Origin of the sequence: Marinobacter nauticus ATCC 49840, assembly GCF_000284615.1 — a bacterium.
GTDB lineage: Bacteria > Pseudomonadota > Gammaproteobacteria > Pseudomonadales > Oleiphilaceae > Marinobacter > Marinobacter nauticus.
This window is the reverse complement of the sequence record NC_017067.1, coordinates 444,216-468,297: the sequence shown is the minus strand read 5'-3', so window position 1 is coordinate 468,297 and position 24,082 is coordinate 444,216. Positions and strand designations below refer to the sequence as shown.

Genomic DNA, 24,082 nt, shown 5'->3' with positions numbered 1-24,082 from the left:
GGGCCCTTTTATGGCCGTAAGCACCACGTTAATTCTGGCCGGCATCGGCGTTTCTTCCCTGGTTTGCCAGTGGCTGGCATGGCGGGTACGCATGCCGGCTATTCTGTTCCTGCTCGCCGGTGGCATCCTCGCAGGCCCGGTGACCGGGTTCCTGCAACCGGAAGCCATTTTTGACGACCTGCTGTTTCCTGTTATCTCCCTGGCAGTGGCCATCATCCTGTTCGAGGGCAGCCTTACCCTGCGCTACGAGGAAATCAAAGGCCACGGCAAGATGGTGCGCAATCTTATTCCTGTGGGCACCATCGTCACCTGCATTATCGGCACCCTGGCCGCCCGCTGGATTCTCCAGGTATCCTGGGAAGTCGCCCTGTTGTTCGGTGCTATCTCCGTCGTCACCGGGCCTACCGTGATTGCGCCCCTGCTCCGGGCAGTGCGCCCCACCTCCAAGCTGGCGAACATCCTCACCTGGGAAGGCATCATCATTGACCCGGTAGGCGCGCTGCTGGCCGTTCTGGTGTTCGAGGGCATCGTTTCCTGGGGCCAGGGCAATGTTTTCAGCCACTCCCTCTACATTTTCGGCAAGACTCTGCTGGTTGGCTTTGCCATCGGTGCCGCCGCCGGCTACCTGAACGGCCTGGTCCTCAGAAAGCACTGGATTCCCCAGTACCTGCATAACGCCGGCACACTCACCTTCATGCTCGGTGTCTTTGCCATTTCCAATGAACTGGCCCACGAATCGGGGCTGCTCACCGTGACCGTGATGGGCATCTGGATGGCCAACATGAAGCAGGTTCCGGTCGACAGCATTCTGGAATTCAAGGAATCCCTCAGTGTGTTGCTCATTTCGGCCCTGTTTATCATTCTGGCCGCCCGTGTAGAGTTTGCAGCCATCGCCGAACTGGGCTGGGGCCTGGTTGCTGTGCTGGCCATCCTCATGCTGATTGCACGCCCCGCGAGCATTTTCCTCTCGGCCATTGGCACCACACTGAACTGGCGCGAAAAGCTGTACCTGAGCTGGATTGCTCCACGTGGCATTGTCGCTGCGGCGGTCTCAGCGCTGTTCGCATTCCAGCTTGAGCGAATCGGCTATGAGAGTGCCGGCGTACTGGTACCACTGGTGTTTATGCTCATCATCACCACCGTTACCCTGCAAAGCCTCACTGCCCGACCCGTGGCAAAACTGCTGGGGGTTCAGGAACCGCCCGCGCACGGCTTCCTGATTCTGGGCGCCAACCCGGTGGCCCGGCTGGTGGCCCAGGCCCTGAAAAAGCATGACATTCCCACCATGCTGACCGACACCAACTGGGAGAATGTGCGCCAGGCGCGCATGGAAAACCTGCCGGTGTATTTCGGCAATCCGGTGTCGGAACATGCCGCCACACATATGGACCTGACCGGAATCGGCAACCTCCTGATACTGTCGCCATACAAGCAGATGAACAGTCTGGCCACCTACCATTTTCTGGACTGGTTCGGAGATGATTCGGTATTTGGTCTGGTGGAAGGCGACCAGGATCAGCGGGCGCGGCTTCAGACCGCAGGCAAGGTGCAGCGAACCCGGGGTCTGTTCGATGGTGTCAGCTATGCCAAGCTGGCGAGCCTGGTCAGCCAGGGCTACACCGTGAAAACCACGCAGCTAAGCGAAGAGTTCAGCTACCAGCAGTTTCTGAACCAGTATCAGAACCAGGCCCTGGTGTTGTTCGTACGCGACAGTCGGGACCATATTCACCCGGTCAAGGACATGGAAACCCTCGAGCCCGGTGACGACTGGGTACTGATCAGCCTGGTTCCCCCACAACCCCAGAAGGAACGTCGGGACCGGGAAGAACCTGCCGGTGAGAAGGGCGACAAAACGGCAAGCGGTGCCGCTCCAGCCTGACGCTATTCGCCTCCGTCAGCGGCAGTCAAGCACCAGCTTGCCACGGACGTGGCCGCCCTCCAGCAATGCGTGGGCGGCCTGCACCTGATCCAGCGGGAAAGCCTGTTCAATGTGAACCCGCACATCGCCGTCCTCAATCAGCTCGGCGATCTCGTCCAGGTGAAACACATCCGGCCTCACGGTCATACCATGGGCCCGAAGCCCCATGGCCTCGGCGGCGCTGACAATGTCATCGGCGGTCACGGTGGGAACGGTCACCAGCACGCCGGTTTCTGACAGGGTATGCAGGGAGCGTTTGCCGGCTTCCCCTCCCACCAAGTCCAGCACCACATCCAGGCCATAGCACTCCTCACCCACGTCGGTAGTGTGGTAATCAATCACTTCGTGCACGCCGAGCTCTGCCAGAAAATCCCGATTGGCCGGTGAGGCTGTCGCCACCACATGGGCGCCACGCTCCAGCGCAAACTGAACCGCAAAATGGCCGACACCGCCAGCCCCGGCGTGAATCAGTATCTTCTGACCGGATTCCAGCCTGGCCACCTCAAACAGAGCCTGCCAGGCCGTTAATGCCGCCAGGGGCACCGCGCCGGCAGTCACCAGATCAAGCTCATCAGGGACGATGGCCAACTCGTCAGCACGAGCCAGTGTGTACTCCGCATAAGCACCACCGCCGGCCGGAAAGCCCACCATACCCATTACCCGGTCCCCCGGGGCCAGGGTGGTTACGCCCTCAGCAACGGCGACGACCTCACCGGCAACGTCGTACCCCGGCGTCCAGGGCAGCCGGTTTTCGATCTGTCGGGCGGCGAACCCCAGCCCCTTCCGGGTCTTCCAGTCAATCGGGTTTAAACCGGCGCCATGCACTCGGACGACCACTTCACCTTCCCGGGGCTCAGGCACCGGAGCCTGCGCCACCTGAAGCACCTCCCGCTCACCAAACTCGCCGTAGATGACGTGCTGCATGAGGATTGATTCACTAACGTCGGTAGGTTCCATGGTTGCCTCCGGAGTGCATGGGGTCAGATGTCCCTCGAAGGGCATCAAGGATGAGACTAGCAGATATTTCCGTCGACGGCCCTAGCGCGGCAGGCCCCGGCCGCCGGGCACCAGAGCGCCGGACAGAATATCGACAAATGCTTTCGGCGCCCGAGCCGGGCGCTGAGATTTCATATCAACGCAGGCGTGAGTAGACAGGCCCCGCAACAGGGTTTTGCCATCGGCCCTGCGAATCAACTGGAATTGTCGGGCCGAGCGAAAACGACCATCCCAGTCCGTCAGCCAGGTGCCCAGCACCAGCTGGTCGCCGGCATTAGCCGACATCAGGTAGTCAACGTCGGTGTGGGTAATGGCCATGGCCTTGCCGGTTTCCTCGTGCAGGGCCCAGGTCATGCCCAGGCTCTCGATGTGGGCCCAGCTCACTTCCTCCAGCCAACGGATGTACACCACGTTATTGGCATGGCCAAGTCGATCGGTATCTTCGGCCTGAACCGAGATTTCCAGAGTGAACGGGCCGGGCAAATCCCAGTTCAGGGCGGGGGCATCAGTCATGGGGTGGCTTCTCCAAGGCCGGGGATGGCCTGCAACGGTAGCCGGCCAATACGGTCGTTGTGAAGTGAACCAAAGTATAGAACACCGTCGTGGGGGTTAACTGAGGTAATCTCCTGCAGATGAGTACCGCGAGTGTCGTGCAGGCTGGTCAGCATCTGGCCCTTGCTATCGAAGGCGACTACCAGACCGTAGTTCTGGGGCTTGGGCTTCAGGCTCTCCGGCAACTTGGCAACCAGATCCTTCAGCCAGGGGGACTTGTGCATGGCATCGACCCGGGGATTACGCAGGGTCGGGAAGGCGACCCAGTAACGGCCCTCACCATCCACCGCCAGGTTATCCGGAAAACCCGGCAGGTTGTCGGCAAATACCTCAGCCCTGCCAGCCTTGGGGCCACTGATCCAGTACCGGAGAATGCGGTATTTCCAGGTCTCGTTCACCAGCACATAATCGCCCTGAGGGGCTACCGCCACACCGTTGGCAAAGTGCAGGTTGCCCAGCAGCACCTCGGTTTTCCGGGTCTTCGGATTGTATCTCAGCAGCCGGCCGTGAGGACGCATCTCCAGCAAGTCGAGTACGTAATCAGGCTGCTGGAAGCGGGAACTGGCGTCGGTGAAATAGATCCGGCCATCGGGGGCGATCACCACATCATCCGTGAACCGGAAGGGGGTGCCCTCGGCCTCTCGGGTAAGCACCGTGATGTCACCCTGAGGGGTAATGGATAACAGGCCTTTCCAGGCGTCGGCGACAATCAGATTGCCGTTGCTGTCAAACACAAGTCCAAGCGGCCTGCCACCGGTTTCCAGCCAGTGTTCCACCGTACCATCAGGGTGAACACGAACAATCCACCCATCCTGGGTACCGGTGTAGAGCACACCATCAGGGCCGATGGTGGTGTCTTCCGGGCCGTACACCTCACCACGAGCAAGCAGATCCGCCAGCCGCAACCGTTCATTGGGCGCCAGCACACCGGTCATGGCCGGTGGAGAGGGCGCATCCCAGGCTTTACTGTCAATCGGAGACGGGGTCAGCAGAAAGCTGCCAAGCAACAAAAAGACAACCAGCAAGCCAACCAGCAACCATTTCATCATGCGCGCCCGTTCCCTTTTATGATTCTTTGTCCGCAGGCGACCCGGCGGATAACTCCGTGTGCCTAACCTTAGCAGACATCACAGGGTTTCTGACAAGATCAGGCCTGTTCCAGAAAACGCCGGCACAGCATGGCAAAAGCGTCCGGCTTTTCCGCGTGCAACCAGTGCCCGGTGCCTTCAATGATTTTCAACTCGGCGCCCGGAAACAGGGTACGAATGGTGTCCCGGTGTTTCTCCTGGATGTAGGCGGAATCCGCACCCTTGATAAAAAGCACCTGTCCCTCAAAAGGTCCCTGCCCTTCCGGCGCTGCCGCCAGCTTGTCATAACATGCATCAATGACAGACAGGTTCAGCCGCCAGCGGAAGGCCACCTCGTCGTCGGCCTGTTCCTGGGCCGGAATACGCTCCAGGTTTTTCAGCAGGAACTGGCGCACACCCGCCACTTCGACAAACTTGGCCAGGCGGGCATCCGCCTCGCTGCGGGATTTCACGCCACGAAGATCCATCTGCTGCATGCCTTCAAGAATGGCGTCGTGGTGGGCCTTGTAGGTAACCGGCGAGATATCCGCCACAATCAATGACCGCACCCGCTCAGGATGCTTCAGGGCAACCTGCATGGCGACTTTGCCGCCCATGGAGTGGCCCAGCAGACTGGCTTTTTCAATACCCTGGGCATCCAGATAGGCAATGACATCCTCGGCCATAGCCGGATAGTCCATGTCGTCAGTATGGGGAGAGCTGCCGTGATTGCGTTCATCCAGAGCATGGATCTGCCAGCCGTCCTCAAGCCGGCGGGCAATACCACCCAGGTTTTCCAGGGAACCAAATAGTCCGTGCAGCAGGATCAAGGGATCTCCCTGACCGGAAATTCGGTGGTTCAGTGCAACACTCATGGTCTGGCAGCCTCCGGTTGTCGGATCAAACCGGATACACTACCACTGCCAGTTTACGGGGCAAGGGGAAATTGGTGACAACCCCACGGGCAGAAAAAAGCCGGGCATGGCCCGGCTGGAAGGTCACAGACATACGCCTGAAAGATCAGCAATAGAAAATGCTGTCCAGGTATTCAGCGAGTGCCAGAACGTTTTTGCGCTCCATTTCGCTATGGGGTACAAAGATTTCCTGTTCCATACAACACCTCCACTTTGCAACGCATTACTTCAACCTGATAGCCAACATGCTATCGTTGAAGCAGTGGCAACCCGTTGACTTGCTGTCCCAATCATTTGACATTTTGTATCAGTCCACCAGATAACAAACGGGAGCAGAACCCAGGCATGCAGCCCCAGACCGAATATCCGGAATCGCCCCAGGTGGCGGCATCCAGCACACTGGCGCTGGTGCATTATCTGGAAACACGGGGTCTTCTGGATCGTGTCCGGGTGGAACAGGCTACCGGGCTGACACTGGCGACTCTGAAAGATCCGGACCTACGGGTACCCGCTTCTGCCCATTACCGTTTGTGGGAACTGGCCGAGCAGTTGACCGCCGATCCGGGCGTCGGCCTGCATGCCGGCCAGGTCATCGACCCCGAGCGCATGGGGCTGGTCGGCCATGTGTTCTTCAACTGCGACACTCTGGGCGAAGCCGTGGTGCAGTATGTCCGGCTGCACCGACTGATCAACGAATCAGTCACCCTGAGTTTTGAGCAAACCCCGGACCAGGCCATCCTGACCTGGCAGCCGGATCGTCCGGATCATTACTGTCGCCAGGACATGGACCGCACCCTGGCCGCCGCCCTGTGCCGGACCCGGCACTTTATCCATCGCAGTATCGAGGCTGACTGGCTGGAAATTGCCCATCCGGAGCCCGTATATGCCGGTGAATACCGCAAACTGTTCGGTGGCACTGTCCATTTCGGCTGTGGCGTTACCCGCATGGCGTTTAACAGCAAGCACCTGGGCCACCCCATCCCGCACCGGAATCCCTATGTTTACTCAGCGGTGCTGAAACAGGTAAATGCGGTCATGGCCCGGCTACAGACCCGCCGCTCGTTCAGCCGAAAGGTGCGTCGCCTGATTTCCCGGCAGATGGCCACCGACCGGATTGACGCCGACACCCTGGCCCGGCAGTGTCATATGAGCCGCCAGACCCTGTACCGAAAACTCAAGAAAGAAGGCATGAGTTTCCACGACCTGGTGGAGCAGGTCCGCAAGGACAAAGCCCTGCGCTATGTCGCCGACGACCAGTACGCACTTGGCGAAATCGCCTTTCTCCTGGGGTTCTCCGAGCTGAGTGCCTTCAGCCGTGCGTTCAAGCGCTGGACCGGTGTCGCCCCGGCCCAGTTCCGGGCCAGTCATCAGGGACACGAGTCATGATCACAGAGAACCTTTCGCTACTGGCCATTCCGCTGGCTGCGCTGTACCTGGCGGCGCTGGCCTGTATTTACCGCATCCTGCTCACCTATCGAACGGCCCAGGGAGCCATAGCCTGGATTCTCGCGCTGGTGGGCCTGCCCTACATTGCCGTGCCCATGTTCCTGCTGTTTGGTCGTTATCGCTTTGGTGGTTACGTCAAGGCTCGCCGCATGGGTAACAAGTCTCTGACCAGCCTGCTCGATAATTTTGAAAACCAGACCACCTCCATCACCAATCCGGGCCAGGAGCATTTCAGCGACGAGTTGCAGGTGTTGTGCAAACTCGGCCGGCAACCGTTCACCGCTGGCAACCACTGCACGCTGCTGCGAGACGGTGAAGCCACCTTTGAAGCCCTGTTCGATGCCATGGAAGACGCCCGCCATTATCTGCTGCTGGAGTTCTACATTGTCCGCTCAGACCGTGTCGGCCAGCGCATCAAGGCCATCCTTGAACGCAAGCTGGCCCAGGGCGTGGAGGTCTGGTTCCTGTATGACGACATTGGCAGCGCGTTTCTGTCCCGCAAATGGCTGAATGAACTGTCTGCTGCCGGCGCCCGCATTGCCTCGTTTGGTGACGGCAACATCCGGCGTCGGCGCTTCCAGATCAACTTCCGTAATCATCGCAAGCTCCTGGTCTGCGATGGCAAGGTGGGATTCGTCGGTGGTATCAACCTGGGCGACGAATACCTGGGCACCGCCATGGACCAGGAACCCTGGCGCGACACCCATTGCCGGATTGAAGGGCCCGCTGTCACCGGCCTCCAGCTGGCCTGGCTGGAGGACTGGAACTGGGCCAGCAATACCCGGCCGGAACTGAACTGGGCGTCCGTGTCTCAGCCTCCCGGCGACCAGGAAGTACTGGTATTGCCCACCGGCCCGGCAGACACCTGGGAAACCTGCACCCTGTTCTTCCTGAACTGCATCAACAACGCGCGCACCAGGATCTGGATTGCCTCGCCCTATTTTGTGCCGGATTTCCAGATCATGAATGCCCTGCAGTTGGCGGCGCTCAGGGGGGTGGATGTTCGCATCCTGATACCGGAGAAAACCGACAGCCCACTGGTCCGGCTGGCCGCCTATTCCTATCTGGTACAGGCCAGTCAGGCCGGCATCGGCATCTATCGTTACCAGCCCGGCTTCATGCACCAGAAAGTGGTTCTGGTGGACAGCCGCTACGCCGCCATCGGCACCGCCAACCTCGACAACCGGTCCATGCGCCTTAACTTCGAGATTACCGCCGTCAACACCAGCCCGGCGTTTATCCAGCAGGTGGAAACCATGCTGGAGGAAGATCTGGGCGCCAGCCGGCCCATGACCGAAAACGACTATCGCCAGCGCTCAATCCTGTTCCGGCTGGGCTGCCGGGCGGTACGACTATTGGCGCCCCTGCTTTGATCTGGCCCCGGGCGGGCGCTTGTGCGAACATGAGCGCTCGACTGATGCTGTAAACGAACATTTCATGAACGCATTCAAACCCAGAGAAACCCTGACCGAACAGGTCGCTCGCCACATTGAAAATCTGATTGCCTTCGAGCAACTCCGTTCCGGCGAGCGCATCTATGAAAGTGCCATGGCCAAGCAGATGGATGTCAGCCACGGCTCCATCCGGGAAGGCCTGCTGCTGCTGGAGAAGCGCCATCTGGTGCGTAACGTCCCCCGCAAAGGCGCGTTCGTCACGCCGCTGGATGAACACTTTGTCCGCAGTCTCTATGAGACTCTGGAACTGTACCTGACTCACACCGGACGGAAGCTGGTGCGTCAGTGGCAACCGAATGACATGCAGCGGCTGGAATCCCTGTACGAGCAGATGCGTGACCGTTTTCAGAACAACGATCTGATGGCGTTTCTGGAGCTGGGTATTGAATACACCAAAGCCTCACTGGTGTACGCCGACAATTACTTTATTGTCTCGGCCATCGAGGATCTCTGGCCCTCTGCCAAGCGTTGCGCCTTTGTCGCCCTGCGCCATGGCGGCAAAAAGGTTCTGGAAGACAACCTGGTGCACATGGAAGAATCCATCCGGATAATACGGGAACGGGACGAACAGGCCCTGGCCGATATCCTGCACCGCTATGCCGTGCAGCAGTGTGAGCAGGTGCTATCCGCTCTGAACAACTGATACCGCGAAAACTCAGTAGAACAGCTGGGTGAATGAGAAGCCGATATTGAGGTATGCGGTCCATTCGTCTTCGTTGTTATAGGCGGCCGAGAGCTGTACCGGCCCCAGGAAGGTATCCACACCGGCGAAAACACTCCAGGATCGCACCAGCCCAGACCAGGTGGCATCATCCATCTGCTCCCAGGCATTGCCGGTCTCAAATCCCAGGCCGGTGAACCAGGGCAGCACCGGCCCGCCGAATTCGCGCCTGGCCCAGGCCGCCAGTAAAACGGCATCGTTTCCTGTGATCTCGCCCGGGGCGTAGGCTGACAACTGCCGAAAACCGCCAAGACGCGCTGCGTTCTCAACGCCCGGTTCACCGCTGATGACCTGCCGGGTATACAGCAAGCCGGTGAGATTGAAACGTTGCCAGGTGCCGGTTCCCAGCAACATGCCGGTGAGGGCATCGAACTCCCGGTCACTGCCGAGCTCTTCCCGCTCTACTCTGGCCCGGATACCGGCAAAAGCACCGGATTTCGGATAGAAGGCATCACTCAGGGAATCATGCACCAGTTGCAGGCTGCCGTAGCCCTGATGCACCTTACCGGAAGGTGCAACCGGGACGCCCACTTCGTCATCCACGGTGGCATAGCCACGGACATAACCCAATCGGATCTCGCCATCGCCACCCAGTTCCATGCCAAGGGCCAGATCCACTTCCCGAAAGGTCACATCAATCTCGGAAATACGGTCGCCGTTGTCGTAGACACTGTAATCATCACGGCGATATTCCACCCCAACCACCGCAAACCGGTCATAACCGTAATCCAGAGGCTGGTACCATTGGCTTCGCACCCAGGGCTGGGTGCCTAATTGGAGCCCGGTCTGCCATTCCGCGCCAAGGCGATTGAGTTCGGTCATCCGTAACCCGGTGGCCAGATTGAAGCGGGTATCGCCGTCGAAGTTGTCCTCATAATTCAGGCCAAACGACAGATAGTTGGGCCCCCAGCTCTTCTCCCTGGCTTGAATGATCAGCACGGGGCCGGCCTCGGAAGGCCGCATGGACCAGGACACCGTCTCATAGTAGCCCAGGCCATAGATGCGCTTTAGGTCGGCTTCCAGTTGCTCGACATCAAGCGGCTCACCCTCTTTCTGCCGGATGCGCTCGCGCAGAAAATCACTGGCCAGGCGGTCGCCTTTACGGAATTCGATCCGGGCGACCGGTCCCGGCGCCAGTTCCTCGGCTCGAAGCCGGTTGCGGTAATCCCGCCACTCCGAGTCAGACAATGCCAGCCGGTTCAGGGCCACAGCATGATCACGGGCTCCGCTGGCCCCCAGCTCAAACAGCACCGGCGCGTCGTAGAAATCAGCAGAGGTGTGGCCTTGCAGATCTGGCTGGATCAGGATGTCGCGTTCGGTTAACAGCCCCAGCTGGAATTCGGTGTTGCGCCGGGTCATCAGCGTGGTGAGCTGCCCGACCACTGAGAAAGCTTCGCGCATGTCTTCAGTGGTCATGAGCGGATCGGTGATATCCACGGCAATGACCACATCAGCGCCCATGTCCCGGGCCACGCTGACCGGTAGATTGTTGGCCACACCACCGTCCACCAGTAATCGCCCGCTCCTTTCCACCGGCGCGTATACGCCGGGAATGCTCATGCTGGCACGAATCGCATCAGCCAGGTTACCGTCGCCAATCACCACTTCAACGCCGGTTTCCAGATCGGTCGCCACAGCCCGAAACGGGATGGGTAGCTGATCAAAGTCATCCACCAGGGCGGCGTTACGGGTCAGCTCATTGAGAATAAAGCCGAGATTCTGGCCGGTAACCAGTCCGCCACCAAACCGAACGCCCTCGGAACCGACGCCAATACCCGGCACCAGAGGCAGGCGCCAATCGTCCTGCTTTCGGCGCACCGGCTTGTAGGCCCGGCCTGGGTCATCGCGAAAACTGGACAGCCAGTCCAGCCCGATAAATCGCTGTTCGATTTCTTCCACCGGCATCCCGGTAGCGTACAGGGCGGCAACGGCCGATCCGGCACTGGTACCGACCACTACATCAACCGGCACCTGCATTTCTTCCAGTACCCGCAGTACCCCGACATGGGCCATGCCTTTGGCACCACCGCCACTGAGCACCAGACCTATGGTTGGTCGAGCATTACTCGCATCAGCATCGGCCAAAGCATGAGGGAACCCGGGCAGGACAAGCAGAATGCACAGCAACCAGGACGGCGAGCGAGTACTCACGATCCCGTCACGAGGTCTGTTTTTTGTCATCGTCGGCCAGTGACAGATGGGAGGTATCCGGCACAACCGGTGGGGGGAGATCCCGTTTTATACCCAGATCACTGCCGGCAGGGGCCAGTGTCCAGTCATCCAGATGTTCAAACATCGGTGCCTCAGCTTCCTGATGCTCAACCAGAGTCACCCCGACCGGGTCCAGGCTCAGGCCGGAACCGGCCAGAATATCATCCACCTTTTCGCCGGCCACCGGCAGGCGATCGCCCGGTTCAACGGCTGGAGTGTTACCGGATTTCGCTTCCGGTTGCGCCGGCTTTGGTGCCGGAGACTGTGGCGGGACAGGCTGTGACGCCGGAGTCTGAGCAGAGGGCGCCGGCGCTTGCCTGGCCGGCTCGGCTCCGGGCATCGGCTGTGCATAAGCCACCATTCCGTGTTTTTTCAGCACCGCCAGGTACTTCTCGGCCTGAACCTGCTCAAGCTTGTTACGAATGACGACCGGTTGCCCACTGAACATGCGGTCCAGCTGCTCGACGCTGGCCTTGAACAGGGCCCGGGCATTGTTGCGAGCGGTTTCCAGATCGGTGCCTGGTGTGCACTCTCCTTTAAACACGAGCTGGTACATGGCTATCCCTCTGCTTTTACAACAACTGTTGGTCAATGATAGCTGAAATCACAGGCCACAACAGGCATTAACCAACGCCGGGCCTTACCATCCGGAAATCATTTCAGCATTGCAAACAATTGAAAAATCCAGCGTCCACAGGAGGAAAAGTAAGCCACACTCTGCAACAATCAACTGTAACCAAACTTTACACTTGGTTACACTAACAAGAATCGCAGATTACGTTCCGGGAGCCTCACATGCGCACCAACATTACCGCCCTTCTCTCTGGTCTGGTGCTCGGCTTGTCATCGGCGCAGGTATCCGCCGAAAACCTGGATGTATTGATGAGCCAGGTTTTTCAGGCCAACGAAGCCACCTACATAGGCTATGAAAGCATCGAGCGCGAGGACATTCCCGCCCGGGCCAGCGTAGACCGGAAATACCTGATTGTGGATTTCCGCTTTCCGAACCAACAGCCGGCCGCCGAACAACTCCAGGCCAGCGTACACAAAGTGTGCATGACTCTGCTGAAAGATCGTGAACTGATCCGCTCGCTGTCGGATTCCGGCTACGACATGGTGGCCGTGGCCTTTGACCGCCAGTCCCAGTTTGACTGCCTCTAGCCTGTAGCCCAGGCTATTCCTGTCCCAGTAGGCGGGGGAATGCATCCAGGGCGGTATTCACCGCGTCCAGATTAAAGGCCTCCACATCCGCCAGCAGCTTCTCACCGTAGCGCGTGACCGACGATGAGCGGTGCCGCTGCCCCCATTCGATAATGCGCACGGCAAAATCCTTCATCTGTTCCGGGTCGCCGCTCTCGCGCACTTCCTGCCATTCATTACCGAAGTCTTCAGCCAGTTTTTCCCGCAGCCAGCCCCGCTCATGCATGCTCATGGTCTGGGCCAGCAGGCGCTCGGATTCCTCCGGCGCGCCATCGTCATCAGCCTGCTCCACCGTCGCTTCTACCCTGGGCAGTACCACCTTGAACGTCGAGCCCACATTGGCCTCACTTTTCACGGTCAGTCTGCCGCCCATCATTTCCACCAGTTTACGGCTGATCGCAAGCCCCAGCCCGGTACCGCCATAACGCCGGGAACTCTGGCCTTCCTGCTGCTCGAAGGCTTCAAAAATGCGCTCCTGCTGGTCCGGGGCTATGCCGATACCGGTGTCAGCTACGGTCACCACCAGCCGGTAGTAACAAACCTCGGAATCGGCATCCGCCGGCTCGCCCAGCGGCTTGGCCACCGCTCGCACGGTAACCCCGCCCTCGTGGGTGAATTTGATGGCATTGCCCACCAGATTAAACAGCACCTGTCGCAAGCGGGTTTCGTCCAGCATCATCGCCGAGGGCATACCCGACCCCACGCTCACTTCCAGGGTAATGCCCTGCTCCGTCGCCCGCAGGTCAAAGATGTGGCGGACATCACTGAGCAGCCGGCGCACGGACACAGGGCCGAAATCCAGGCGCATCTTGCCGGCCTCGATCCGCGACAGGTCCAGAATGTCATTGATCAGCATCAGGAGGCTTCGACTGCCCGCCCGGATGGCATTGAGGTAATTGCGCTGCTGAGGATCTGTGACCGAATTGTAGAGCAGATCGCTGTAGCCAATCACCGCGTTCATAGGCGTTCGGATTTCGTGGGACATGTTGGCCAGGAATTCGCTCTTGGCACGGCTCGCAGCCTCCGCTTCCCGGGCCAGCCGCTCCGCCTCAAGCTTGGCGGCACGGAGTTCATCCTCACTCCGGCGCAGCGCGTTCTCGGACCGGATTCGCTCATCCACTTCCAGTGAAAGTTTGCGGTTCCAGTACAGGAAGATCAGCACCACCACGATGGCTATCAGAATTATCCGCCGAACCACGGTGTAATCGGCTTCCTGTTCGATATCCAGGTGAATCCAGCGATTATAGATGGCTTCGGTTTCGGACGTCGGCAGACTGCCCAGCGCCTTGTTCAGAATGCGGTGGAGCTCGGGCTGGGCCGGGCTGACCGCCAGTCTCAGATCGTACTGATAAGGCGTAATACTGGTAATCCGCAGGTTCGACAGACCGAGCCGTGCCACCGTGTAGCTTACCGCCGGGATGTGCGTCACCATCACATCCAGATCGCCGTTGGAAAGCGCAAGCAGCCCGTCTTCCACGGTCTGCTGGGGATAGAGGTCGAGATTCGGATGATTGATCAGCAGATAGTCATGACTGGCCTGGCGGTTTACCACGCCGACCCGTTCATCCCGAAGTTCACGCAGGTCTCCGATAAAGCGACCGGTGTCGCGGATCGCCAGCGCAATGGGCACGTTGACATAGGCCCGGGTGAACAGGAATTCCTGCTCGGTACGAGGCGTGCGGGACATGCCGGGAAGCACGTCCAGCTCACCGGATTTCAGTTTTTCCTCGGCACCGGCCCGACTGTCTACCGTCACTCGCTGGAAGCGAATCCCCAGATCCTTCTCCAGCCGGCTGAGCAAGTCGGCGACCAGCCCCGTGGGCCGGCCATCCTGTTCAAACTCGAACGGCGGCCAGTCCGGCCTCAGTCCGACGGTAATCTCCGAGTTACTGGCCAGCCATTCCAGTTCACCGGCAGTCAGGGCCACGTTTCGGGTCTCGACTTCGGGCAGCTCCCCCGCCAACCAGGACTGGCGAATATTGCGATGTTCCTGATGCGTCAGTGACGATACCGTGCGATCAAACACCCGAAACATGCGCTCCTGCTCAATGGGAACCTGCAGCACCACATCCACAGGTCGCCGATCCAGCAACACCGCCAGCCCGACACCGTTGATCATCGCCGATTCGAGGTAGTCAGACACCACCGGAACCGGCCCGAGAAAAGCATCTGCCTCGCCCGACATAACCCGGCTGACGGCCTCACCCAGGCTGGAAACCGGTACCGGCGTAAAGCTTTCCACCGGGTCCAGCAGCGGAAACTGATTGGGGTCGTCGCCGACAATGACAACCTTCGCTGCCTCCAGATCAGACAGAGTCCGGATTGCCGGGTCGCCGGCATTCACAAACACGCCGTAGGTGAGTGACATCAAGGGCGCTGTGTGTCGCACGCCGGGAATAACCGGGGCGCCGGGCAGTCGGGTGGTCAGGATCAGGTCCGGCTCTGGCCGCTCAGTGCCCAGCATCTGGTTCATCAGAAAGGGCTCAATGGGCAATCCCAGCTTGGAGGACAGGCGGTTGAGGTAGTCCACCCAGATGCCCGCCATGCGCCCCTCCCCGGTATCGAACACCAGCGGCACCTGGGTATGCCTGACCCCCACATTGAAGCCATCCTGTTCTGCCAGCCAACGCAGATCTTCAACGCCCAGTACGGGCGCCGGCGAATTCTGGGGTGGATCCGCCAACACGGCCCCTTGAAAAAGCAGCAACAGGAGGCAAAACATGAATTGTGAACGAGACTTCACTGGATATCCTCGGCGGGTCCACTACATTTCAGGAAAACCATACCTGCAAACGGGCAGGATTGCATTTTGCCAATGAGCTGATGGAGGTACGTAACCATGGACACCAGTAAACACAGCCTGAGCACCCTGTTCGAACAACTGGGTCTGCCCTCCGGTCAATCGGAAGTCGAGCATTTCATCGCCCGACATTCACCATTACCCAGTGAAGTCGCTATCCAGGATGCGCCCTTCTGGTCAGAGAGCCAGTCCCATTTCCTGGAGGAAGGGCTGGAAGACGACAGCGACTGGGCGGAGGTGATTGATGAACTGGATGCCCTGCTAAGGCACTGATTGGCTGCGTCAGAGCACCGACACCCGATTTCGGCCCTCATCCTTGGCCTGATAGAGGGCCCGATCAGCCCGGTCAAACACCGACTCTTCGGTGTCGTCGTCCTGAAAACCGGTCAGCCCCGCTGAAAAGGTAATGCTTACCGGCTCGCCGCTGAAATGGAACGGCAGGCCGGATACATGTTCGCGCAGGGAATCCAATACCTTGCGGGCTTCATCTGTGGGCGTTTCCGGCAGAAGTACCACAAACTCCTCGCCACCGAACCGGGCGATAAAATCCGTCGACCGCAGGCGAGTGCTCATCTCCCGGGCCACCAACTGCAGCACGCGATCCCCCGCCTTATGGCCATAGGAATCGTTGATGCGCTTGAACAGATCCACGTCCAGCACAGCCACCGTGAGAGGATGCCGGTAGCGCAACCAGCGATTGTATTCAAACGACAACCGTTCCTGCCAGGCTTCACGATTAGGCAGCTGGGTGAGCAGATCGGTCAGGGCCCGCTGACGCTCTTCACGTACCTGGGCCTGCATCTGTTCCGAATGGGCCTCCATGGCCGCCACTTTCTCCTGCATGGCTTCCAACTGATTCGCCAGCAGTTTTTCACGCTCGCTTTCCGACGTCCGGAACCGCTCCAGCGCACTGCCAATAAATTCCAGGCGTTGACTGACCGACTGCTTCAAAGCTTGAATATCCTCGCTGGCGCGGATGTCATCCCCCACCTTGTCCAGCTCGGCACGGATTTCCCGGTCCAGCGTTGCTGTGGCGTCCTGCCGGCCAGTCTGGGCGTCACTCTGCTGGGCAAAATGCTCCCGCAACGCCTGCAAGCGTTCATCCAGACGTTTCAGGAAGGCCTCGAATTCGCGCTGGCTGCGGGTAATGGCGGCAATCACCAGATCGGCGACCCGGTTCAGCCCCTCCCGGAGCACTTCCCAGTCGTTGCTGGTCAGCAAGGTCTGCTGTAATTCCCGGGCTTCTGCTTCTGCGGCCGGCTCCAGGGAAGCCTGTTGCAACAGTTGCCCCAGTAACTGGCCGATGCGGCGTGCAATTCTCAGTCGCTGGGTTGTATCCGCCAGATCCACACCTTCTGCCGGGGCTTGCGGTTCCGGTGTGGGCGACACAGCCTGAGGCCCGGCCTGCTCGTCCAGCAGGGTAATCTGCCGGTCAATCTGGTCCTGCAGTTCCCGCCAATGCTGCAGGTTGATCTGTTTCTTACGGATATCCTCCCGCAACCGACCCAACAATTCGTCCAGCTCCGGTCGCTGCCCTTCAGAGGCCAGACTGGTTCGTACCAGCATTCTTTCCAGCAGATTACGTTCGGATTCCCACTGTTTTTCCCGATGCTCTGCCTCTTCCAGTTCCCTGAGATATTTCTCTTTCCAGGAATCTTCAGATGCCATGAACTACTCCCTTACTGGCCAGCACGATGGTCTTCCTCTTCACACCCTGTGCGATCGGTCGTTCGGCGGCGCGCCCGGGGATGGCTCTGATCATAAACCCGGGCAAGATGTTGAAAGTCAAGATGAGTATAGACCTGGGTTGTGGCAATGTCCGCATGACCCAGCAATTCCTGAACCGCGCGCAGGTCGCCACTGGATTCCAGCATGTGACTGGCAAAGGAATGCCTGAGCAGGTGGGGGTGCAAACGCTGGTCCGCGCCGTGCAGAATACCCCAGCGAGACAGGCGACTCTGGATACTGCGCCGGCTCAGGCGGGTACCCCGCTGGCTGACAAACAGTGCCTTCTCACCCTCGGTGACCAGTGCCCGCCGGCAGGCCAACCACTGTTGCAACGCCGCCACGGCCTTGCGGCCGACCGGCAGCACGCGCTCCTTGTTACCTTTACCGAGAACGCGGATTTCTGGGCCCTTCAGATCCAGAGCCGACAGATCGGCCCCGGCCAGCTCCGCCAGCCGAAGGCCGGAGGAATACATCAGTTCGAACATGGCCAGATCACGGATTTCGAGGGGGTCTTCGGGGGTGGCATCCAGTAACTGGCCAATCTGATCAACATCCGCAACGCGGGGCAAACGCCGACCACTTTTCGGCGCCCTGATGTCCAGAGCCGGATTATCGATGGCAAGCCCTTCGCGAAGCAGGTACTGGTAGAAACGCCGAATCGACGACAGGTGCCGGGCAATGCTGCGTCCGCTCAGTCCATCCCGGCTGAGCCGGGCTACGTAGCGCCGAACATCGTGGGCAGACAGCTCTGACCAGTCGTTGAGGCCGTTATCTGCAAGCCAGGCGACCAGCCGCTGAAGGTCGCGCTGATAGTGTTCGCAGGTACGGGGTGAATGCCGTTTCTCGGATTGCAGATGACGAATGAAGCCGGTCAGCGCCGCCAATTGGCTCGCTGATCCTTTGTGGTCACTCGCCGCCACGCTCACCCCTGGCCGGTCTCCGCGGTCAGGTCCGTCACCGGAGCGCCGGTACCATGGCGCTTGAGCATGGGCGGCAAAAGCCGGCTCAGGGTGTCACTGATGTAGCTCAGGAACAGCGAGCCCATGCTCTGATCAAAGTAACCGGGTTCACAACTGCCGACAGCAAACACACCCACCAGACCTTCGTGGCGCAGGGGCACAAGGGCAACGGAGGCGATGGGCTCGTCACGGTCCGGGAACAGGAATTCACGCTCATTCTCGCGGAACTGGCCACAAACGGCCCGCTCCCCTTCCAGCAAGCTTCCCAACCGTTCGCGTGCCGCGGCCGCATCCACCATATGCAGGGCACCCTGTGACTGAAGCTGACCGGTTTCACTGAACAGAAGTACCGACGCGGCATCCAGACCAAAATCACCCCGGATACTGTCATCAATGGCAGCCGCCATATCCTGCAGGTTACGGGCTTCAATCACCTGCATCAGCAGGCGTTTGCTTTTCTCGAACAACCGGTCGTTGTGGCGGGCGATGGACACCAGTTCCACCAGCTCCCGGCGTAACGTGTCCCGCTGTTCCCGGAACAGGTGCACCTGACGCTCCACCAGGGAAATCGCCCGGCCGCTGTCATGGGGCAGAGTCAAACTACGCAGCAGCTCGTCCTGGCCGATAAAAAAGTCCGGATTAGCCCTCAGATATTCTGCGACCTGTTCCCTGGTGAGTTCGCCGGCCTTCTGGCGGGCCGTTTGTTCTGTCATCGTGTTCTCCTGATCGGTTCAGGCCCCGTTTTTATGAGGTCGGGTGTTCGGGCGGGCACTCCTGCGGCGCCGGGGCTGGGGTTCGCCAGGCAGCCGCAACTGGCCTTCAAATACCGTGGTTGCAGGACCTTCCATCATAACAGGGGTACCTTCCCCCTGCCATTCAATGACCAGCCTGCCGCCACGCAACTCGACTTCGACCCGGCTGTCCAGCAAGCCGCGGAGACAACCAGCCACCACCGCTGCACAGGCACCGCTGCCGCAGGCGAGTGTTTCGCCGGAGCCCCGTTCAAACACCCGCAACCGGGCATGGCGGCGATCAATCACCTGCAGAAAACCAATGTTGGCCCTGGCCGGAAACCGGGGATGCTTTTCCAACTGCGGGCCAAGGCTTTCCACCGGCGCCGTATCGACATTGTCCACCACCAGCACTCCGTGGGGATTACCCATGGAGATGGCTGACAGCTCGACCGTCTGACCATTCACGTCGACGGTATACACATCCTTGCGCTGATCCGCTGCAAAGGGGATCGCGGGGGGGTTGAGCTCCGGCACCCCCATGTTGACCGCTACCAGGCCATCCCGACCCACTTTGAGCTCAATCACACCCTTGGCAGTCTGGACCCGGATAACACGCTTGTTGGTCAGGCGCTGATCGCGCACAAAGCGGGCGAAGCAGCGGGCGCCGTTGCCGCACTGTTCCACCTCCGAGCCATCGGCATTGAAAATACGGTAGCGAAAATCAACATCCGGCAGCCCCGGCGGCTCCACCACCAGCAGCTGATCAAAACCGATCCCGAAATTGCGATCCGCCAGCTCCCGGATCGTGTCCGGGGCCAGCCGGAATGGCTGGCTGATGGCGTCGACCACCATGAAGTCGTTACCCAGCCCGTGCATCTTGGTAAAGCGCAGGACCGGACCCTGGCCACGTCGTTGCTGAGACATCTCGTTCCCCCCGCTCATTCCGGCAGGCAACTTTCCGGCGCCAGCTGGTCGTCCAGAGTCTCCCGGCGCCGAACCACATGCACCTGATCTCCGTCCACCATCAACTCCGGGGGCCGGTTGCGGGTGTTGTAGTTGGAGGCCATAACAAATCCGTAGGCCCCGGCCGAGCGCACCGCCAGCAAATCGCCGGCTTTCAGGCGCAGAGCGCGATCCTTGCCGAGAAAATCGCCGGTTTCGCACACCGGGCCCACCAGGTCCCAGGGCCTTTCCTCACTGTCCTGATGGGGCTGAACCGGAATAATGGCCTGCCAGGCACTGTAGAGTGCCGGCCGGATCAGATCATTCATGGCCGCATCGATGATGGCGAAATTCCGGTGTTCGGTGCACTTCAGGAATTCCACCCGGGTCACCAGAATGCCCGCATTCGCGGCAATGGAGCGGCCCGGCTCGAGCACCAGCTCCAGCTCCCGATCACCCAGGCGTTCATTAAGGGCTTTCACATAATCTGCCGGTTGCGGCGGGGTTTCCTGATTGTAGGTCACACCCAGACCGCCCCCCATATCCAGATGGCGGATACGGATACCCTGCTCTGCCAGAGTGTCGATCAGGGAAAGCACCCGGCCCAGGGCATCCAGGAACGGCGAAACCGACGTCAGCTGTGAGCCGATGTGGCAGTCCACCCCGTGGATATCCAGGTTGGGCAGGCTGGCCGCCCGGGCATAGACTGCCGGCGCCTCGGCGATATCGATGCCGAACTTGTTTTCCTTCAGGCCGGTCGAGATATAAGGATGAGTGCCCGCATCCACGTCCGGATTCACTCGCAGGGAAATGGGCGCTTTCACTCCCAGTTCGCCAGCCACCTTGTTCAGGCGATCAAGCTCGGTGTCGGATTCGACATTGAAACAGCGAACGCCGGCCTCCAGGGCCCGCTTCATTTCCCATTCCTGCTTGCCAACGCCGGAAAAAACCACTTTACCGGCATCCCCGCCGGCACGAAGCACACGTTCAAGCTCTCCGGCCGAGACTATGTCAAAACCGGCCCCCAGACGAGCCAGCACATTGAGCACGGCCAGATTGCTGTTTGCCTTGACCGCATAACACACCAGATGAGGGCGATTCTTCAGGGCCTCATCGTAAGCACGGTAATGGCGCTCCAACGTCGCCCGGGAATAGATGTAGGCTGGCGTACCAAAGCGCTCGGCGATATCGGCAACGGCAACGTCTTCGGCGTAGAGTTCGCCGTTACGGTAATTGAAGTGATCCATGCTGTTCCTGAAAGCTTAAGGTCGGGTGGTCTGGCTCAGGGCTGTTCATTGTCCTCATCGGCATTTTCGCCCGCCTCCGCAGCTGCCTCGGTGTCACCAGTCTGCGATGGTGCGGCGTCGGGCACCGGCGCGTTCCGGTACAGCGGCCCTTTCTGGCCACAACCGGATACCATCAAAACCACAAACACCGAGAGCGCGACGGCCAGGCGGCGCACAAGCCCAAGCTGCATACCCAATCCCCTGAGTGAATAATGGCCGAAGTATACCCGACACCCGGGCCGCACCGCGAGGATTCACATGATCAGGACAGGTGCTGGTTAAGGGCATCTTCCAACTGCGCCCGGTAGAACAGGTACTGACTGGTCTGGATATCGCGCTGATACAGCTGTGGGTCCAGATCGTGGGGCAGATGCAGGTCAGTCAGATACACCGGATAGGGGTCCGGGCTCTGCCGCAGGGAGCGGATGTAATGGGCCACCGCCGGAATCAAACGGTCGCCATATTCCTGCACGGTAAACTCCTGATCATTGCAATACAGATCAAAGCGCAGAATGCTGTCACCCTGTTGCACGCCCACCGCCTGCACTTCGAGGCCGGACAAGGGCATTCCGGCGACCAGCTCTGGCCTCGGATCGGCCAGCCATCGGCCATCCCTGCGCACCAGTTCGTAACACCGGATACCGGCGACCGGCTCCAGATTATCTGCCTGGCGCAACTGCCGGCGCTCAACAACACTGTCCAGAAATCGCAACAACGGTGCCAGTAGATGACGGCGTTGCTGGGCCTTCAGCTGGCGATGCCACAGACTACCATACTCATCCACCACCCAGAGCTGGCCCTGGTCTCCCTGCAGCTGCCAGAATACCTGGATGTTACCGGCTTCGGAGGCTTCACATACTGCTTTCAACAGGGGAGCATCCTGCAAAGCATAGCGATCCGGCACCACCGGCAGAAAACTGTCCTGGGGCTGGAACAAGGCATCCATCAATGCCGCGCGGCTATCCAGGGCAACAAACCCCGGCTCCTGGCCATTGAACTGGAGCAGAAAATAACGCTGATCCATCTCGATGATATAACGCAAGGGATGAGGGCCGGTGCCGCCTGCAAAAAACTGTCGGAGCACATCGGCAAACAGCTCACTCACACGCCGGGCAATGGCCTGTCCGTGCCCCCGGCTGGGCGCCATCACTCGGATATCCGGCAATTCCGCAGGGTTGATCGCCACCTGAGCGAGCACATTCTTCAAACACTGGATCAGGGTGTCCCCGGCCGCGTAATGCTGCAGACTGACTTCGTGCCAGCTGTTCAGGGTAATCTGGTCGATGGTCACCACCAGGTTGTCCCGGGCCCCACTGAACCCGAGCGAGTCGTTGCGGGCGCTGAGTTTATGCAGCCCCCGCTCAGTCAGATGAGCCTGTGGGTCCACCGCCACATTCAGCAACAACAGGTTGCGTAAGGGCCGTACTGCACGGGACAGGGCCTGGCGGGGCGCCGGGGGCATAGGCACCGGCAGGAAACCAGCCAGCACATCCAGTATTTCCTTCAACTCGCTGACCGACGCCACGCTCTGGCCCGCTCGCACATTCAACCGTGTACTGCGACTGAGCAGACCGTTGCAGTAACACCAGACAAGCAACTCAGCCAGGTTGCCGGCGCGGCGAATAACCGGCTGCCAGAAGGCGTCGGACGGATCTTCAAGATCCCGGTACAACAGCCAGCCGTCTCCGGCTGCCCCCTGTTCACTGCGATGGTGAAACGACAGGTTCTCTTCTGCCAGCGAGGGCACCAGCCCCGGATTGATCAGCTCGACCTTACCGGCCTTGCGCTGGAAGGCGGCATAGAGCTTGCGGCCCAGCAGATTGATGTCATTGGCGCTGATCGACGCCTGTGCATCCTGTTCCCGGGCCAATCTGGCCAGCAAGCGGTAACTGTGGGTAAGCTCGGCAACCACCCGCCGGCGTAGTCCCATCACTTCCTCGGCACACCAGCGCTGACGATCATCCAGCCGGCCCAGATCCTCCGACGACCAGCCCCAGGTTTCAACCAGACTGCGCAACAACTGGACCCGCCAGGGATCACCCACCATACCCGCCCGGCTGAGCGGCAAGCCGGATTTCAGGTACAGGCTTCGGCGTACCAGCTCCAGCCGGTCTGCGCCGTCACGGGCCAGCAACCACTGCTCCAGTCTCTGGTACAAAAGCACGTAGGGGTCCAGGGCATCGGCGCTGATCACACCATTGTGAACCGCCTGCTTGAAGCTGGCCGAGAGCAGTGGTCGCTCCCGGTCGGTGGCGTAACATTCAATCAACAGTAGCTTGAGGATGGCTTTCCAGGGCGCATCGATTCCTTTATAGAGCTGCCAGATACCAGCGCCAGGCAGTTCTGCGGGAGGAATGTCCGGCACCGCGCCAAAGTCGATGTAATCGCTGGCCTTGATAAACCGGCACTCCACCAGCTGTCGCCGGCATTGGTCGTAATCGGCCTCCTGGTCTACCGGAATCAGCCACCACAACGGATATTGACCGGCCAGGTGAATGCTGGTGCGGTAGAACTCATCCAGCAACAGAAAGTGCTGGGCGCTGCCGCAGTTTTCCCCGGTAACTTCCACGCGCTGGCGCCCGGCCCGCCAATCGGCGGCAGAGAACACAAACACGTGCAGCTCCACCCCCAGGCTACAGGCCCATTCCGACAGTTTTTCAGCTTTGCGCTCCAGGCACCGAATGCCCGACGCCGGCAAATCCTGACGGTGGCAGAGCCAGACATCCAGATCACTGGCCACCGAGTGCCCGAGGGTGCCAGGGCTTCCCATCAGGAAAAGACTGTCCAGATCAGGCTTTCGAGTGCCCTTGTCACGATAGTGAAAGCTACGGGCGTAACGGCGGGCCGCATCCAGCACTTCCGGGCCGGGCGTGTAACCACTGAAGCCGTCCGGGCAGTTACCATCCAGATAGCCAGGCAAGGCGGGATGGTTGCGGTGAAAAACCAGCGGCAACAACTCCAGCACCATCTGCTGCCGGTAGGTCAGTGCCGAGCACGCCCGCTGCCAGCGCTGCTCGTTAACCAGCAGAAACCGGTCCCGCAGGCGCCTGAGCGTCTTGCGGTCGATTCCATCCTCGAAATCGAGAACTATGGGCGCGGCGTGAACGGTCAAGAGAGCTCCGGCAAGAGGTTATTTTCGGCAAGATAGTCAGTA

The 24,082-nt window shown here is 59.9% G+C and carries 20 protein-coding genes; 6 read left to right on the top strand and 14 right to left on the bottom strand.

Annotated elements, in window-relative coordinates; genetic code table 11:
• Nucleotides 1-10 precede the first annotated feature (10 nt).
• Nucleotides 11-1,879, top strand: a complete 1,869-nt coding sequence (locus MARHY_RS02060; protein ID WP_011784056.1) for a cation:proton antiporter — start codon at nucleotides 11-13, stop codon at nucleotides 1,877-1,879.
• Between the two features lie 15 nt (nucleotides 1,880-1,894).
• Here MARHY_RS02060 and MARHY_RS02055 read toward each other — a convergent pair whose 3' ends face one another.
• The 4 genes from MARHY_RS02055 to MARHY_RS02040 form a co-directional block, all read right to left on the bottom strand.
• Nucleotides 1,895-2,875: an NADP-dependent oxidoreductase gene (locus tag MARHY_RS02055; RefSeq protein WP_041654512.1), complete on the bottom strand. Its 981-nt coding sequence runs from the start codon at nucleotides 2,873-2,875 to the stop codon at nucleotides 1,895-1,897.
• Nucleotides 2,876-2,956: 81 nt separating this feature from the next.
• Nucleotides 2,957-3,427, bottom strand: a complete 471-nt coding sequence (locus MARHY_RS02050; protein ID WP_041654511.1) for an acyl-CoA thioesterase — start codon at nucleotides 3,425-3,427, stop codon at nucleotides 2,957-2,959.
• Entirely contained in the window at nucleotides 3,424-4,512 is a 1,089-nt protein-coding gene (locus MARHY_RS02045) for an SMP-30/gluconolactonase/LRE family protein (protein WP_041655364.1), read from the bottom strand. The genes MARHY_RS02050 and MARHY_RS02045 overlap by 4 nt, the downstream gene beginning before the upstream one ends.
• A 101-nt stretch (nucleotides 4,513-4,613) precedes the next feature.
• Nucleotides 4,614-5,408, bottom strand: coding sequence for an alpha/beta fold hydrolase (locus MARHY_RS02040; RefSeq protein ID WP_014420373.1), 795 nt, complete (start codon nucleotides 5,406-5,408; stop codon nucleotides 4,614-4,616).
• Nucleotides 5,409-5,792: 384 nt separating this feature from the next.
• On the opposite strand from MARHY_RS02040, the gene MARHY_RS02035 reads away from it, so the two are divergent.
• The 3 genes from MARHY_RS02035 (at nucleotide 5,793) to MARHY_RS02025 (ending at nucleotide 8,990) form a co-directional block, all read left to right on the top strand.
• Nucleotides 5,793-6,833, top strand: coding sequence for an AraC family transcriptional regulator (locus MARHY_RS02035; protein ID WP_041654510.1), 1,041 nt, complete (start codon nucleotides 5,793-5,795; stop codon nucleotides 6,831-6,833).
• Nucleotides 6,830-8,266 carry a cardiolipin synthase gene (gene cls, locus MARHY_RS02030; RefSeq protein WP_014420370.1) on the top strand — a complete coding sequence of 479 codons (1,437 nt, stop codon included), beginning with the start codon at nucleotides 6,830-6,832 and terminating at the stop codon, nucleotides 8,264-8,266. The genes MARHY_RS02035 and cls overlap by 4 nt, the downstream gene beginning before the upstream one ends.
• Before the next feature lie 64 nt (nucleotides 8,267-8,330).
• Nucleotides 8,331-8,990 carry a GntR family transcriptional regulator gene (locus MARHY_RS02025; protein ID WP_041654509.1) on the top strand — a complete coding sequence of 220 codons (660 nt, stop codon included), beginning with the start codon at nucleotides 8,331-8,333 and terminating at the stop codon, nucleotides 8,988-8,990.
• Between the two features lie 12 nt (nucleotides 8,991-9,002).
• Here the strand turns inward: MARHY_RS02025 and MARHY_RS02020 are convergent, their stop codons facing one another.
• Both MARHY_RS02020 and MARHY_RS02015 read right to left on the bottom strand, forming a co-directional pair.
• Nucleotides 9,003-11,249, bottom strand: a complete 2,247-nt coding sequence (locus MARHY_RS02020; RefSeq protein WP_041654508.1) for a patatin-like phospholipase family protein — start codon at nucleotides 11,247-11,249, stop codon at nucleotides 9,003-9,005.
• Nucleotides 11,227-11,835: a hypothetical protein gene (locus tag MARHY_RS02015; protein ID WP_011784047.1), complete on the bottom strand. Its 609-nt coding sequence runs from the start codon at nucleotides 11,833-11,835 to the stop codon at nucleotides 11,227-11,229. The genes MARHY_RS02020 and MARHY_RS02015 overlap by 23 nt, the downstream gene beginning before the upstream one ends.
• A gap of 239 nt (nucleotides 11,836-12,074) precedes the next feature.
• Here MARHY_RS02015 and MARHY_RS02010 point away from each other — a divergent pair, with 239 nt between their 5' ends.
• Nucleotides 12,075-12,440, top strand: a complete 366-nt coding sequence (locus MARHY_RS02010; protein ID WP_011784046.1) for a hypothetical protein — start codon at nucleotides 12,075-12,077, stop codon at nucleotides 12,438-12,440.
• Between the two features lie 13 nt (nucleotides 12,441-12,453).
• Here the strand turns inward: MARHY_RS02010 and MARHY_RS02005 are convergent, their stop codons facing one another.
• A complete protein-coding gene (locus tag MARHY_RS02005; protein ID WP_221277673.1) occupies nucleotides 12,454-15,201 on the bottom strand; it encodes an ATP-binding protein in 2,748 nt (915 codons plus the stop codon).
• Between the two features lie 117 nt (nucleotides 15,202-15,318).
• Here MARHY_RS02005 and MARHY_RS02000 point away from each other — a divergent pair, with 117 nt between their 5' ends.
• Nucleotides 15,319-15,552, top strand: coding sequence for a DUF2789 domain-containing protein (locus MARHY_RS02000; protein WP_011784044.1), 234 nt, complete (start codon nucleotides 15,319-15,321; stop codon nucleotides 15,550-15,552).
• Nucleotides 15,553-15,561: 9 nt separating this feature from the next.
• Here MARHY_RS02000 and MARHY_RS01995 read toward each other — a convergent pair whose 3' ends face one another.
• The 7 genes from MARHY_RS01995 to MARHY_RS01965 all read right to left on the bottom strand — a co-directional run bounded on the left by MARHY_RS01995 (nucleotide 15,562) and on the right by MARHY_RS01965 (nucleotide 24,040).
• Nucleotides 15,562-16,947 (bottom strand): GGDEF domain-containing protein, encoded by a 1,386-nt coding sequence (locus MARHY_RS01995; protein WP_014420365.1) that lies wholly within the window; start codon nucleotides 16,945-16,947, stop codon nucleotides 15,562-15,564.
• A gap of 11 nt (nucleotides 16,948-16,958) precedes the next feature.
• Nucleotides 16,959-17,933, bottom strand: a complete 975-nt coding sequence (gene xerC, locus MARHY_RS01990; protein WP_014420364.1) for a tyrosine recombinase XerC — start codon at nucleotides 17,931-17,933, stop codon at nucleotides 16,959-16,961.
• A complete protein-coding gene (locus tag MARHY_RS01985) occupies nucleotides 17,930-18,679 on the bottom strand; it encodes a DUF484 family protein (RefSeq protein WP_011784041.1) in 750 nt (249 codons plus the stop codon). Before MARHY_RS01985 ends, xerC begins: the two co-directional genes overlap by 4 nt.
• A gap of 18 nt (nucleotides 18,680-18,697) precedes the next feature.
• A complete protein-coding gene (gene dapF / locus MARHY_RS01980; RefSeq protein WP_031211627.1) occupies nucleotides 18,698-19,624 on the bottom strand; it encodes a diaminopimelate epimerase in 927 nt (308 codons plus the stop codon).
• A gap of 14 nt (nucleotides 19,625-19,638) precedes the next feature.
• Entirely contained in the window at nucleotides 19,639-20,889 is a 1,251-nt protein-coding gene (lysA, locus tag MARHY_RS01975; RefSeq protein WP_014420361.1) for a diaminopimelate decarboxylase, read from the bottom strand.
• Nucleotides 20,890-20,924: 35 nt separating this feature from the next.
• Nucleotides 20,925-21,119, bottom strand: coding sequence for an LPS translocon maturation chaperone LptM (gene lptM, locus MARHY_RS01970; protein WP_014420360.1), 195 nt, complete (start codon nucleotides 21,117-21,119; stop codon nucleotides 20,925-20,927).
• Between the two features lie 71 nt (nucleotides 21,120-21,190).
• Nucleotides 21,191-24,040, bottom strand: coding sequence for a class I adenylate cyclase (locus MARHY_RS01965; protein ID WP_014420359.1), 2,850 nt, complete (start codon nucleotides 24,038-24,040; stop codon nucleotides 21,191-21,193).
• Nucleotides 24,041-24,082: the final 42 nt, after the last annotated feature.

What these genes read in the sequence shown, in the direction of transcription:
- cls (WP_014420370.1), top strand. Translation starts at nt 6,830, where the DNA reads ATGATCACAGAGAACCTTTCGCTACTGGCCATTCCGCTGGCTGCGCTG.
- MARHY_RS02010 (WP_011784046.1), top strand. Translation starts at nt 12,075, where the DNA reads ATGCGCACCAACATTACCGCCCTTCTCTCTGGTCTGGTGCTCGGCTTG.
- MARHY_RS02025 (WP_041654509.1), top strand. Translation starts at nt 8,331, where the DNA reads ATGAACGCATTCAAACCCAGAGAAACCCTGACCGAACAGGTCGCTCGC.
- MARHY_RS02055 (WP_041654512.1), bottom strand. Translation starts at nt 2,875, where the DNA reads ATGGAACCTACCGACGTTAGTGAATCAATCCTCATGCAGCACGTCATC.
- MARHY_RS02040 (WP_014420373.1), bottom strand. Translation starts at nt 5,408, where the DNA reads ATGAGTGTTGCACTGAACCACCGAATTTCCGGTCAGGGAGATCCCTTG.
- MARHY_RS01995 (WP_014420365.1), bottom strand. Translation starts at nt 16,947, where the DNA reads ATGGCATCTGAAGATTCCTGGAAAGAGAAATATCTCAGGGAACTGGAA.
- MARHY_RS01985 (WP_011784041.1), bottom strand. Translation starts at nt 18,679, where the DNA reads ATGACAGAACAAACGGCCCGCCAGAAGGCCGGCGAACTCACCAGGGAA.
- MARHY_RS02045 (WP_041655364.1), bottom strand. Translation starts at nt 4,512, where the DNA reads ATGAAATGGTTGCTGGTTGGCTTGCTGGTTGTCTTTTTGTTGCTTGGC.
- MARHY_RS02020 (WP_041654508.1), bottom strand. Translation starts at nt 11,249, where the DNA reads ATGACAAAAAACAGACCTCGTGACGGGATCGTGAGTACTCGCTCGCCG.
- lptM (WP_014420360.1), bottom strand. Translation starts at nt 21,119, where the DNA reads ATGCAGCTTGGGCTTGTGCGCCGCCTGGCCGTCGCGCTCTCGGTGTTT.
- MARHY_RS02015 (WP_011784047.1), bottom strand. Translation starts at nt 11,835, where the DNA reads ATGTACCAGCTCGTGTTTAAAGGAGAGTGCACACCAGGCACCGATCTG.
- MARHY_RS02035 (WP_041654510.1), top strand. Translation starts at nt 5,793, where the DNA reads ATGCAGCCCCAGACCGAATATCCGGAATCGCCCCAGGTGGCGGCATCC.
- MARHY_RS02005 (WP_221277673.1), bottom strand. Translation starts at nt 15,201, where the DNA reads ATGTTTTGCCTCCTGTTGCTGCTTTTTCAAGGGGCCGTGTTGGCGGAT.
- lysA (WP_014420361.1), bottom strand. Translation starts at nt 20,889, where the DNA reads ATGGATCACTTCAATTACCGTAACGGCGAACTCTACGCCGAAGACGTT.
- dapF (WP_031211627.1), bottom strand. Translation starts at nt 19,624, where the DNA reads ATGTCTCAGCAACGACGTGGCCAGGGTCCGGTCCTGCGCTTTACCAAG.
- MARHY_RS02050 (WP_041654511.1), bottom strand. Translation starts at nt 3,427, where the DNA reads ATGACTGATGCCCCCGCCCTGAACTGGGATTTGCCCGGCCCGTTCACT.
- MARHY_RS02060 (WP_011784056.1), top strand. Translation starts at nt 11, where the DNA reads ATGGCCGTAAGCACCACGTTAATTCTGGCCGGCATCGGCGTTTCTTCC.
- MARHY_RS02000 (WP_011784044.1), top strand. Translation starts at nt 15,319, where the DNA reads ATGGACACCAGTAAACACAGCCTGAGCACCCTGTTCGAACAACTGGGT.